This window comes from uncultured Nitrosomonas sp., from assembly GCF_902826915.1.
GTDB lineage: Bacteria > Pseudomonadota > Gammaproteobacteria > Burkholderiales > Nitrosomonadaceae > Nitrosomonas.
In genome coordinates, this window is record NZ_CADEGP010000004.1 from 1 (window position 1) to 12,283 (window position 12,283).

Annotated in this window: 11 protein-coding genes; 6 read left to right on the forward strand and 5 right to left on the reverse strand. The window is 49.2% G+C overall.

Annotated features, from left to right (window positions below):
* Positions 1–3: 3 nt before the first annotated feature.
* Complete coding sequence (locus QZV86_RS01120) at positions 4–246, reverse strand: hypothetical protein (protein WP_295623445.1); 243 nt, start codon at positions 244–246, stop codon at positions 4–6.
* Between QZV86_RS01120 and QZV86_RS01125 the strand changes: the two genes are divergently transcribed.
* On the forward strand, positions 221–4,942 hold the full coding sequence (locus tag QZV86_RS01125) for a DUF4214 domain-containing protein (RefSeq protein WP_295623446.1): 4,722 nt from the start codon (positions 221–223) through the stop codon (positions 4,940–4,942). The two genes, QZV86_RS01120 and QZV86_RS01125, sit on opposite strands and share 26 nt — an antisense overlap.
* A 115-nt stretch (positions 4,943–5,057) precedes the next feature.
* On the opposite strand, the gene QZV86_RS01130 is transcribed toward QZV86_RS01125, so the two are convergent.
* A complete protein-coding gene (locus tag QZV86_RS01130) occupies positions 5,058–5,189 on the reverse strand; it encodes a hypothetical protein (protein WP_295623447.1) in 132 nt (43 codons plus the stop codon).
* 536 nt (positions 5,190–5,725) lie between these two features.
* Here QZV86_RS01130 and QZV86_RS01135 point away from each other — a divergent pair.
* Entirely contained in the window at positions 5,726–6,193 is a 468-nt protein-coding gene (locus tag QZV86_RS01135) for a hemerythrin family protein (protein WP_295623448.1), read from the forward strand.
* Positions 6,194–6,334: 141 nt separating this feature from the next.
* Here QZV86_RS01135 and QZV86_RS01140 read toward each other — a convergent pair whose 3' ends face one another.
* From QZV86_RS01140 to purE, 3 genes are read right to left on the reverse strand one after another with little or no spacing between them, the layout of a single operon-like run.
* Positions 6,335–7,225, reverse strand: coding sequence for a phosphoribosylaminoimidazolesuccinocarboxamide synthase (locus QZV86_RS01140; RefSeq protein WP_295623449.1), 891 nt, complete (start codon positions 7,223–7,225; stop codon positions 6,335–6,337).
* An 11-nt stretch (positions 7,226–7,236) separates the two neighbouring features.
* On the reverse strand, positions 7,237–8,370 hold the full coding sequence (locus QZV86_RS01145) for a 5-(carboxyamino)imidazole ribonucleotide synthase (protein ID WP_295623450.1): 1,134 nt from the start codon (positions 8,368–8,370) through the stop codon (positions 7,237–7,239).
* Positions 8,370–8,858: a 5-(carboxyamino)imidazole ribonucleotide mutase gene (gene purE, locus QZV86_RS01150; RefSeq protein WP_295623451.1), complete on the reverse strand. Its 489-nt coding sequence runs from the start codon at positions 8,856–8,858 to the stop codon at positions 8,370–8,372. The genes QZV86_RS01145 and purE overlap by 1 nt, the downstream gene beginning before the upstream one ends.
* 249 nt (positions 8,859–9,107) lie before the next feature.
* Here purE and QZV86_RS01155 point away from each other — a divergent pair, with 249 nt between their 5' ends.
* From QZV86_RS01155 to hisD, 4 genes are all read left to right on the forward strand, one after another.
* Entirely contained in the window at positions 9,108–9,539 is a 432-nt protein-coding gene (locus QZV86_RS01155; RefSeq protein WP_295623452.1) for a biopolymer transporter ExbD, read from the forward strand.
* A 79-nt stretch (positions 9,540–9,618) separates the two neighbouring features.
* On the forward strand, positions 9,619–10,260 hold the full coding sequence (locus QZV86_RS01160; RefSeq protein WP_292919121.1) for a superoxide dismutase: 642 nt from the start codon (positions 9,619–9,621) through the stop codon (positions 10,258–10,260).
* A 10-nt stretch (positions 10,261–10,270) separates the two neighbouring features.
* Complete coding sequence (gene hisG / locus QZV86_RS01165) at positions 10,271–10,915, forward strand: ATP phosphoribosyltransferase (protein WP_295623502.1); 645 nt, start codon at positions 10,271–10,273, stop codon at positions 10,913–10,915.
* A gap of 30 nt (positions 10,916–10,945) precedes the next feature.
* A complete protein-coding gene (gene hisD, locus QZV86_RS01170) occupies positions 10,946–12,247 on the forward strand; it encodes a histidinol dehydrogenase (RefSeq protein ID WP_295623503.1) in 1,302 nt (433 codons plus the stop codon).
* Positions 12,248–12,283: the final 36 nt, after the last annotated feature.

Below are 12,283 nucleotides of genomic sequence, written 5' to 3' on the forward strand. Positions count from 1 at the left end.
AGGCTACACCGCTTTCTCCTCACTTGTCATACACCAGAAATAATCATAGCTCACCAGTTCCACGGGTGCCACAACGTATAACTTAGCTGCTGCCGATGACTGGAACACGGTAATCGGCAATACTGATATCGCGGACGCAACCGGCAACGGCATTACCGTCAGCAACGTGGCCACACCGACGATCACATCGGCCACTTTTGACGCCAGCACCGGCACATTAGTGGTAACTGGAACCGGCTTTCTCAAAGCAAACGGTGCAACTAACGACATTCATGCTTCCAAATTCACCTTCACGGGAGAAGGCGGCGCGACCTACACGCTGACTGATTCCGCCGATGTCGAGACTACCTCCGGCACCACATTCACCATCACGTTAAGCAGTACCGACAAGGCTGCCGTCAATCAGATGGTCAACAAAAACGGCACCGCTTCGACCGGCGGCACGACTTACAATTTAGCCGCTGCGGAAGATTGGGCAGCAGGCGCCGATGCTGCCGTCAATGTTGTTGATGCAACCGGCAACGGCATTACCGTCAGCAACGTGGCCACACCGACGATCACATCGGCCACTTTTGACGCCAGCACCGGCACATTAGTGGTAACTGGAACCGGCTTTCTCAAAGCAAACGGTGCAACTAACGACATTCATGCTTCCAAATTCACCTTCACGGGAGAAGGCGGCGCGACCTACACGCTGACTGATTCCGCCGATGTCGAGACTACCTCCGGCACCACATTCACCATCACGTTAAGCAGTACCGACAAGGCTGCCGTCAATCAGATGGTCAACAAAAACGGCACCGCTTCGACCGGCGGCACGACTTACAATTTAGCCGCTGCGGAAGATTGGGCAGCAGGCGCCGATTCGGCTGCAGTTATTGCTGACCTCACCGGCAATGGTATGACGATTTCGAATATTGCCGTACCAACCATGACGTCGGCAACTTACGATTACAGCAGCAACGTATTAACCGTTACCGGAACCGGCTTCCTCTCTAAAAGCGGCGCCAGCAACGACATCGATATTTCCAAGCTGACAATCACCGGAGAAGGCGGCGCGACTTATACACTAACCACCGCCACCGATGTGGAAATCACGTCAGGCACCGCATTCTCAGTCACATTGGGTGGCACAGACCTGATCAATGTTGAGGCATTGCTGAACAAAAACGGCACCTCAGCGGTCAGCAGCACTACTTACAACCTTGCTGGCGCTGAAGACTGGGCGGTCGGAGCCGATGCTGCAGTAGCAGTAGCCGATCTGACCGGGAATGCGATTACCGTCAGCAACTATGCTGCGCCTGCGATCACTTCCGCTACTTTTGACGGTAGCACCAACGTGCTGACCGTAACCGGAACCAACCTGGTTTCCAACAGTGGTGCAGTCAACGATGTTGACGTTTCTTTGCTGACGATAACCGGTGAAGGTGGAAGCTACACATTGACGTCTTCAGATGTTGAAATCACTTCGGCAGCATCGTTCAGCGTTACACTGAATGCATCCGACCAGATCGTCGCGCATGGATTGCTAAACAAAAATGGCACCGCCTCCTCCGATGCAACCACCTACAATATCGCTGCGGCCGAAGACTGGATGGCCGGAACTGCCACCAGCGTCAATATTGCCGATCTCACCGGCAATGGCATTACCGTGAGCAATGTCCCGACACCTACTATCACCTCAGCAACTTACGATTCCAGTACCGGCATCCTGGCCGTTACCGGCACCCATCTGTTTCACAAGATTGGCGCCAATAACGACATTGACATTTCCACGTTAACCCTGACCGGCGGCGTTGCCAATGCTACTTATACGATCACCAGTGCGTCGGATGTTGAAATCACTTCGGCGACTTCTTTCAGCGTAACGCTGTCCGGCGCGGATAAAACCAACGTTGATGCGTTACTGGATCAAACCGGCACCACATCATCCGGCGGCTCCACTTACAATCTGGCAGCCGCGGACAATTGGCTAACCGGCGCAGACTCTGCCGCCAATATTAGCGATACAACCAATGCAGTAACCGTTTCAATCAATCCAAGAATCACCTCAGCGACCTATAATACATCATCCGGTGCTTTAGTCGTCACCGGCACAAACCTGCAAGCTAATGGCGGTGGTGCCGATATCGATGCTTCCTTGCTTACGTTTACCGGCGAAAGCGGTGCCACCTACACTCTGACCGATTCCGCCGATGTTGAAATCGCTTCCAGCACAGCTTTCACGGTTACGCTCAGTGCCACCGACAAAGCCGCCATTAACCAGATCGTCAATAAGAACGGCACCGCTTCGACCGGTGGAACTACTTACAATCTAGCTGCGGCTGATGACTGGAATACCAATGCCACAGCGGGCGACACATCAGACACCAGTGGCAATGGCATGACCGTCAGCAATGTAGCCGCGCCCACGATTACATCGGCCACCTACAATGCCAGCACCGGTGCATTGGTGGTAACCGGCGCTGGTTTCCTGAAATTAAGCGGCGCAACCAACGACATTGATGCCTCCAAGCTGACTTTTACGGGTGAAGGAGGCGCTACCCATGCATTAACCGATTCCGCTGACGTTGAAATCACATCCGGCACTGCATTCACCGTCACCTTGAGCAGCACCGATAAAGCTTCCGTCAATCAAATCATTAATAAAGATGGCACGGCTTCCACCGGTGGCACTACGTACAATTTAGCCGCTGCGGAAGATTGGGCAGCAGGCGCCGATGCAGCCGTTAATGTGGTTGATGCCACCGGCAACGGTATTACCGCCAGTAACGTCGCCGCACCCACGATCACATCGGCCACTTTTGACGCCAGCACCGGCGCATTAGTGGTAACCGGAACCGGCTTCCTAAAAGCAAGTGGCGCAACGAATGATATCGATGTTTCAAAATTCACCTTTACTGGTGAAGGCGGCGCCACCTACACACTGACTGATTCCGCCGACGTCGAGGTCACTTCCGGCACCGCATTTACCCTTACTTTAAGCGCCACAGACAAAACCGCAGTTAATCTTCTTTTGAACAAGACAGGCACAACCTCCACTGACGCCACGACCTACAACCTGGCTGCCGCGGAGGACTGGACAACAGGAGCCGACGCCGCCGTCAATGTGGCAGATCTGACAGGCAATGGCATTACCGTAACCGTCCCGGCTCCTTCTTCCGGCAGTGGCGGCAATGGCAATTCAACTACGACCACAACGATCGATGGCGCTGAAACGACCATTACAACGCAACCGAATGGCACCGTAATAACCACTCTCTTGCCCATCACACCAACACGAGAAGATGATCCGGCTTCGTTACTTAGAAACTACGCAGATATTCCGCTGGTTACCGGAACATCGGGCAATACCCTGCTGACAATCAGCTTACCTGTCGGTGTTGGCATGAATGTCCAAGGTCTGCCTCGGGAAATGAATCTGACCGATGCCAGAGATGATCTAATTCAGCGCATTGCGCAAGGAACCGGAACCAACAGTACGGATGAAGGGATCATTAACCAAGTTGAAAATTTCTTGTCCACACTCGATTCTGAAACCACCATCGGTATTCGTACCGTAACCCCCACGGTTAGTAACAATCAAGTTCCCGAGCTACCCATTATCATTACCGGCACGGAAAATACCGATGGCTCCCGCCAAGCGCTGATAATCGATGCCAGTAATCTACCGCCTGGCAGCATTATTCAATTAGCAAACGTCGCGTTTGCATATATTGTCGGAGCAATCAGCGTCACAGGGGGTGCGGGTGAAAACTACGTCGTAGGTGACGATCACGATCAATATATCGTGTTGGGCGCGGATAACGACATTCTTTTTGGCGGTGGCGGCGATGATACCATCGGCAGTCTTGGTGGCGACGACCAGGCTTCAGGCGAAGCCGGCAATGATATCGTTTTTGGCGGAACCGGCAATGATCGTTTAAGCGGCGGAAGTGGCAATGACCAACTCAACGGCGGATTGGGTTTCGATATTGCGGCACAGGAAGGACAATTATCGGATTACCGAATTGAAATAGACAATGACCAAGTCATGCTGATACACACTAGTAACGGTGAAACGGACACCCTGATTGATATCGAATTGATCCAGTTTGCTACAGGCAATACTGTTGCGATTGCTTACTCTGAAATTGAGGCGGTCGCGCACCATCTGGTAAAAACCTGGTTGGGCCGTGATTTAACTGCGGCTGAAAGCAATGCTGTGCAAAACTGGCAGAACGCCACTACCGATGATATCTTGACAGCCTTCCATAACCTGCCTGAGGCAGTTGATTTTCAGGATAAAACTGATACTGAATTGCTCAATGGTCTGGAGACCCATCCGGATATTATCCAGCTAGACGTGAGCCGAAACTTTACTGGCGGGGATGAAAATAATCAGGGCTATTTACCGTTGGGTCTGGCCGTGAATGCGGATGGCGGCGCAGGCCATGATGTGTTGCAGCTACCCGGCACGCGTGAGGGTGTGCATCTGGAATTTGCCGAGGATCGGCTGGAATTGACACAACTGAGCAATGGCGCCATGTTCAGCCTCAGAAATGCTGAAATGATTGCCTTTGACAATGGAGAAACCGTTGTGATCGCGCACGATGCAACCGAAGGAATTTTAGGCCGCCTGTTCCAGAGTTTCTTTGACCGGAATGCCACTATTGCTGAGTGGCAACTGGGGCGGGAAGCACTGCAAGCGCAAATCAGTCCTGACACGATTCTGGATTGGTTCCAGCAACGCGCCGGTCTGGATGCCTTATCCGACACGGAATATGTACAAACAATCTACTCTCGGACATTGGAACGCTCCGCGACAGACGATGAGCTCAGCCTGCAAATGTCGCGCTTGGCGAACAACGAAGTTGAACGAAAATGGTTAGCGGTTGAAATTGCACAAAGCAATGAAGCGACTATCAGCTTGGTTGGCAATGTAATGTTGCAGGAAGCGTAAGCAGAAAAGGCTCCTGCACAACTTCCCCCAGAAAAACAGACCGTTGAAAAATTATCTGCATTGCTGCTGCAAGGCAAAAACATTTTTCAACGGCTGGCTAAAGCTTCACTGATTATTATTCTTTATTCGCACTATCACGATCTTTCAGAATATCTTGGCTTGGAGGATACTGGCCTGGCTTTGGCTCGCCGCACGCAACCAAGAATAACGATGCTAAAACCGCCACAACAAAAAAAGAATATTTCATAATATGATGTCCTATATTTGAATGTACGTTAATTGGAAATAACCCTCTATTAAAAAACAAAAAACTGACTTATCACCTTGTTAATTCGCAGCTCTCGTTATTTATTAGATCATTCTTTATAACATAACCAAGATTAAATTTTCGTGAAGATTCGTTAATATCACCGATTTGCAGGGAAATTAGGCGTATTCAGATTGACTGGGTTACATCGGCCAGAACATTTCTCCTAGCCGATTCCACTAGCACAGATGATCACTTTTTACCTGGCATCAACATATTATTGAGTGCGGTCGACCAAGATAAATTGGCGAATTCCAACAATTATGCTCATTTTTCTTGTATTGCGACCTGACCCCATTTCCATACGTGACCCCATTTTCCACTACCGGATCGCAAGACTGGCGGGGCTTCCCTTTACATCATTTTTTTGAATCGCGGAAATTGGGCCTAGTATAATTAGTATCTTAGCTTTGATGGATATTAAAATAGGGATTCTTCCTATAATACAAAGCGATAATGATAAAGGAGGCTAGATAATGTATATCCAATGGAAAAAAACATACGAAACAGGTCATCCCTTGATTGATGCAGAACACCGCTTGTTAGTCATGCTTTTTCGCAAGCTCGACATAGCTATTAAGACTCGCGAGCCTGAGGCAACGGTATTACGCATAGTTCAGGAAGTAAAACGGTACGTTAAATTCCATTTCACCAGCGAAGAAAACCTTATGTACGAGACAAATTATCTTGGTATAGAGGGACATATAGCAATGCATACCCATCTACTGGTGGATTTAAACAAAATGATGAGTAAACTTACTTCACGACAGGAATTTCCTGAAGATGTGCTCGACTTTCTCTCTGATTGGTTAACCAAGCACATCGCGCATCATGATCAGCTACTAGTCAAATACGTGGAAAATGCCGTAAATCGGCCTGTGGCGGAGTTAATCTATCCCGAGTACCTCGAGATGATCATCACACAAAACGTTGAGTCAGATTAGCTGATCCAGTTCAACCAGCAAAAAACAGATACCGGATCCATAGTCTAGAATTCTTCTTGCCAAGAATTACATAAATCGTCACTTGGCTTCAAGTATCGATTTTTTGGGCGACCATCATCGCCCGTTTTCGATCGCATTTCGCTATGTCATCAACAACCTCAAAGCCTCCCGATACTTCTCCATCGTCTGCCGTAAAATATCTTCCGGCAATTCCGGCGCGGGCGCTTTTTTGTTCCAATCCTGCGTTTCCAGCCAGTCACGCACGAATTGCTTATCGAAACTGGGGGGATTCTGCCCTGCCCTATACTGATCAGCAGGCCAGAAGCGCGAGGAGTCGGGTGTCAATACTTCGTCGATCAGATACAGTTCACCGGCATCATCCAGGCCAAATTCAAACTTGGTGTCGGCGATGATGATGCCGCGTTGCAGCGCGTAATCGGCGGCTTCGGTGTAGAGCTGGATCGCTTTCTCACTGACTTTTTCAGTGAGTGGTTTGCCCAACTGCTGTTCCACTTGTATTAAAGCGATGTTCTCGTCATGCGCACCGGCCGGTGCTTTGGTGGAGGGGGTAAAAATCGCGCCACCGGGCAGCTTCTCAGCCAGTTTCAATCCGACAGGTAATCGAATGCCGCAAATTGCGCCGGTTTGTTGATAATCCTTCCAGCCGGAACCAACCACATAGCCGCGCACAATCGCTTCGACCGGCAAAGGCTTTAAGCGTCGGATGACAAATGCGCGGTCGCGTATGTGTTCGCGTTCATTTTCAGCAACAACCGATTCCGGTGCGATACCCGTCAGGTGATTGGGTAGGATATACGCAAGTTTCTGAAACCAGAAATGGGACAATGCGGTGAGAATTTTGCCTTTGCCGGGTACCGCCGTGGGCAGAATCACGTCAAACGCCGATAAGCGGTCAGTTTGCACGATCAGCAGCTGATCGTCGCCAACGGCGTAAATATCCCTGACTTTGCCACGATGTAAAAATGGCAAACTTTTGAGGTGAGTTTCAAATATTGCGGATGATTGCGTCATAGGCTCTGGATTCAATGATGTTCTAGTTGTTTTTTGATATGAATGGCTTCTCGCAATGCGCTGTCAAGCTCCGTGCTTAATACGGTGTAATGCCCCATTTTACGGCCCAGGTGCGCTGCATTTTTACCATATAAATGCAATTTAGCCGATGGATGTTGCAACACCCGATGCCAATCGGGTTTTCCATTGCACCATAAATCCCCCAGCAGATTAACCATTACCGCAGCGCTATGTTGCGTGGTGGCTCCTAACGGAAGCCCGCACAATGTTCTAACTTGTTGCTCAAATTGTGACGTAATGCAGGCATCTATGGAATAATGCCCGCTGTTATGCGGGCGCGGCGCGATTTCATTGATCAATAATATGTCGTCCTGCAATACAAAAAACTCGACACACAACACGCCCTGATAATTCAGCTTCACCGCCACCTGGCAAGCCATGTCTTGCGCCTGCTGCGCGAGTTTTGATGCTACTCTGGCCGGCACGATGCTGATATCGAGAATGCCATTGATATGCTGATTCTCGGCGACCGGAAAGGTCTGCAATAGACCATCGTTACCACGCGCCACTACAACCGACAATTCTCTTTTGAGCGGCAGAAATTTCTCCAGCACGCACACAGCGTGATTAAGCTGCTCATGAGCAGCCGTCAATTCGTCAGGATTAACAACCGGCATCTGTCCTTTGCCATCGTAACCAAATTGACTGACTTTCAGGATACCCGGAAGTAATTGCGCCACATCCTGAGCAGTCAAATCTTGTGGCTGCGCGACGATGGCAAACGGCGCAACGGAAAAGCCATTAGCCACCAGAAATTGTTTTTCCAATACACGATTTTGCGCGATCGCGACGCAGTGCGCATCCGGCCTGACAATGCAGGATTGCACCAGCTTGTGCATTGACTCGGCAGGAATGTTCTCGAATTCAGTGGTAACAGCAGCACATTGATCACCGAGTTTTTGCAGCGCCGCAGAATCCGAATAATCGGCACAGACAAAGTCATCCGCGATTTGTCCCGCCGGACTGTCAATTGCCGGATCAAGTACGGTTACCCGATACCCCATTTGTTGCGCCGCTTGCACGAACATGCGTCCGAGCTGCCCGCCCCCCAGGACACCGAGCATAGCACCAGGCATGATGCGCATTATTTCGACAACTCGGAAACCAGGACAGATTCAGCCTGTTTTTGCCGGTATCGGTCTAATTGCTCACTCAATTCACTGTCGTGCACCGCCAACAATTCAAGCGCAAATAGTCCGGCATTGGCCGCCCCCGCTTCACCGATGGCAAAGGTAGCGACAGGAACGCCCTTAGGCATCTGGACAATCGACAGCAATGAATCCAGGCCCTGCAAATGCTTGGAATTCACCGGAACACCCAGAACCGGCAAGGTGGTCTTTGCCGCGATCATACCCGGCAGATGGGCCGCGCCCCCTGCCCCTGCGATGATGCAGCGGATGCCGCGTGCTTTGGCTTCTGCGGCGAATTGAAACATCAAATCCGGCGTGCGGTGCGCTGAAACCACTTGGGCTTCATGCGCAATATTGAATTCATCCAGGATGGCTACCGCATGCTGCATTACATTCCAATCACTTTTACTGCCCATCACAACGCTAACTAATGGTTTAATCATATGACTTCAGTCGGTTTTAAATTTAAAAATAAATTACTTAATAGCTCGTTGCACGATTATGCCTTGAAACACGGCTGGCTATTTTATAAGTCTGTGCAATAATTGTCTGATTTATTTCGATAGCTTTAATAAAAATGACAACTGGTATTATACTAAGCATATTCACAGTCGCACTTTTACATTGATATGACTATTCAATGCATTAAACTTGAAACATTGACTTACCTATTAACGATGGCTTGATTCTGAATGAATTTTCAACGTGGAAAACAAAGTGATGAACCAGAAATCAATCTGGTGCCCATGATCGACGTACTGCTGGTGATACTGATCTTTCTGGTGGTGACAACAACGTATTCGAAATTTGCCGAACTTGAAATCACTCTCCCGCAAGCCAGTGATGAAGAAGTCGACAAAAATATCGACAAGCCAAACAATATAGACATCACCGTCAATGCACTGGGAGATTACACCATCAATCGGATACCCATCAAGTTTTCCAGTATTGAAAGCCTGCGTGACGCGTTGCTGTTCGCAGCCAAAGATCAGCCTGATCCCTTTATCATCATCAGCGCAGATGCCAAGGCTACGCATCAATCAGTCATTACAGTGATGGAAGCTGCTCGCTTGGCGGGTTACAATAAAATCACTTTCACCACGGAAACGAATCATGCCAACTGATGATTAGTTCGGATCGTGATTGAATTCAGCAAAAATTATTACAATAAACCCTAACGTTCCATTTCATAAGGAGAGCACTATGACCAATGTCAACCTCGATAATTTTTCCCAAGCGGCGCAATCCGGGTCGCAGTATGTTTTAGCCCCATTGCCTTATTCCGATACTGCGCTGCAGCCTGTAATATCTTCAAATACACTCAGTTTTCATTATGGCAAGCACCACAAAACCTATGTCGACAACTTGAATAATCTGCTAGCAAATAGCGATCTGGCAGGACAATCTTTGGAACAAATCATCAAAGCAACCGCCGGACAAGCGGATAAGGCCGCGATTTTCAATAATGCTGCGCAAGTCTGGAACCATATGTTTTATTGGCATAGCCTGAAATCAAGTGGTGGCGGCGAACCATCCGCAACACTAAAACAAAAAATTGAAGCTTCATTCGGTAGCCTGGAAAACTGCAAAAAGGAATTTGCTCAAGCCGCGCTCACTCAGTTTGGAAGTGGTTGGGCATGGTTGGTGCAGGATGGCGACAAAATTGCCTTAGTCAAAACCGGTAACGCCGAAACGCCGCTGACAAAGGATGTCCGCCCGCTATTGACCATCGATGTTTGGGAACATGCTTACTATTTGGATTACCAGAATCGCCGTGCTGATTATGCAAACGCAATTCTGGATAAACTAATTAATTGGGATTTTGCTGCAGCTAACCTTAAATAATCCCACTTTTATGACTGATATCACCATCGCCCTGTCAAAAGGGCGAATTTTTGATGACACCGCGCCCATACTCAACGCTGCGGGAATTGAGACGCTCGATAATCCGGAAACATCACGCAAATTAATTCTCTCCACCAACCGGGCGAATGTACGCTTGATCATAGTGCGTGCATCAGATGTACCGACTTATGTGCAGTATGGCGCTGCAGATCTCGGCATCGCGGGCAAGGATGTGCTGCTCGAACATGGCGGTGCAGGACTTTATCAGCCGCTGGATCTGAATATTGCACGCTGCCGCATGATGGTGGCGGCACCAGAAGACTTCGATTACGATTCCGCGGTGCAACAAGGCGCGCGGCTACGCATTGCCACAAAATACGTGCAAACTGCGCGCGAACACTTCGCTGCCAAAGGCGTGCATGTCGACCTGATCAAGCTGTATGGCTCGATGGAATTAGCGCCTTTAGTAGGCCTGGCAGATGCCATTGTTGATCTCGTTTCGAGCGGTAACACATTAAAAGCTAACCATCTTAAGGCGGTGGAAGAAATCATGGCTATTTCATCACGATTAGTTATTAATCAGGCAGCCTTAAAACTGAAAAGAGATACCATTCAACCAATATTGGATGCATTTTCTGCAGCCGTCAAATCATAAATCCGCCAGCACTCACTCATCATAACCATGATAGAAATAAAACGATTTAATTCAAAAGACGCTGACTTTGATTCCAAATTAGAGAAACTTCTAGCATTCGAGAGTGCACAGGATGATGCCGTCGAATTGACCGTGGCGAAAATTCTTGCCGATATTAAACAGCGCAAAGATGCCGCTCTGATCGAATATACCAACCGGTTTGACAGACTGTCGGCAACTTCCGGCAAGGACTTTGAGCTCACGCAGAACCAGCTGCAGCAAGCGCTGAGTGGTTTGCCGTCAAACCAACGAACTGCCTTGGAAAAAGCGGCCGAGCGGGTTCGCAGCTACCATGAGAAGCAGTTAATGAGCTCATGGCAATATACCGATTCGGAAGGTACGTTACTTGGCCAAAAAATAACGCCGCTGGATCGCGTTGGGCTCTATGTTCCTGGCGGGAAAGCTTCTTACCCTTCTTCGGTTTTGATGAATGCCATTCCAGCCAAAGTCGCCGGTGTAGAAGAATTAATCATGGTGGTTCCAACACCGGATGGCGAAAGAAATGACATGGTTCTGGCAGCAGCGGCTATTAGCCAAGTGGATCGCGTATTCACTATCGGCGGTGCTCAAGCTGTCGCTGCGTTAGCGTATGGTACCGAAACCATACCGCCGGTGGATAAAATTGTCGGCCCCGGCAATGCCTATGTCGCCGCTGCCAAACGGCGGGTATTCGGCATCGTTGGCATCGACATGGTCGCCGGACCATCTGAGATTTTAGTCATTTGCGATGGCCAAACCGATCCGGATTGGATTGCGATGGATTTGTTTTCTCAAGCCGAACATGATGAGTTAGCCCAGTCGATATTATTATCACCCCATGCTGAATTTCTTGACCAGGTATTGCACAGCCTGAGCCGCCTGTTGGCAGAAATGCCTCGCAAGGAGGTCATTCGTGCTTCACTGGAAAATCGCGGTGCTTTGATTCAGGTGCAAGATTTGGATGAAGCCTGTGTTATCGCCAACCGAATCGCACCTGAACATCTGGAATTATCCCTCGAGCAACCGGAAAAATGGGTTGCTAAAATCCGCCACGCCGGCGCTATTTTTATGGGTCGCAATGCTTGTGAGGCGCTAGGAGATTATTGCGCCGGCCCTAATCATGTATTGCCAACATCAAGAACCGCGCGCTTCTCTTCTCCATTGGGTGTGTATGATTTTCAAAAACGCAGTAGCTTGATCCAAGTCTCGCAACAGGGCGCAGCGAAGTTGGGAGAAATTGCATCGATACTTGCAACCGGGGAGGGATTACAAGCACATGCATTATCGGCAGAATATCGTTATAAAAATCAATAATGATACGATTTTACTGCGATAGTTTCGACACCTGCG

What these genes read in the sequence shown, in the direction of transcription:
- QZV86_RS01130 (WP_295623447.1), bottom strand. Translation starts at nt 5,189, where the DNA reads ATGAAATATTCTTTTTTTGTTGTGGCGGTTTTAGCATCGTTATTCTTG.
- purE (WP_295623451.1), bottom strand. Translation starts at nt 8,858, where the DNA reads ATGATTAAACCATTAGTTAGCGTTGTGATGGGCAGTAAAAGTGATTGG.
- QZV86_RS01135 (WP_295623448.1), top strand. Translation starts at nt 5,726, where the DNA reads ATGTATATCCAATGGAAAAAAACATACGAAACAGGTCATCCCTTGATT.
- QZV86_RS01155 (WP_295623452.1), top strand. Translation starts at nt 9,108, where the DNA reads ATGAATTTTCAACGTGGAAAACAAAGTGATGAACCAGAAATCAATCTG.
- QZV86_RS01145 (WP_295623450.1), bottom strand. Translation starts at nt 8,370, where the DNA reads ATGCGCATCATGCCTGGTGCTATGCTCGGTGTCCTGGGGGGCGGGCAG.
- hisG (WP_295623502.1), top strand. Translation starts at nt 10,271, where the DNA reads ATGACTGATATCACCATCGCCCTGTCAAAAGGGCGAATTTTTGATGAC.
- QZV86_RS01160 (WP_292919121.1), top strand. Translation starts at nt 9,619, where the DNA reads ATGACCAATGTCAACCTCGATAATTTTTCCCAAGCGGCGCAATCCGGG.
- QZV86_RS01140 (WP_295623449.1), bottom strand. Translation starts at nt 7,225, where the DNA reads ATGACGCAATCATCCGCAATATTTGAAACTCACCTCAAAAGTTTGCCA.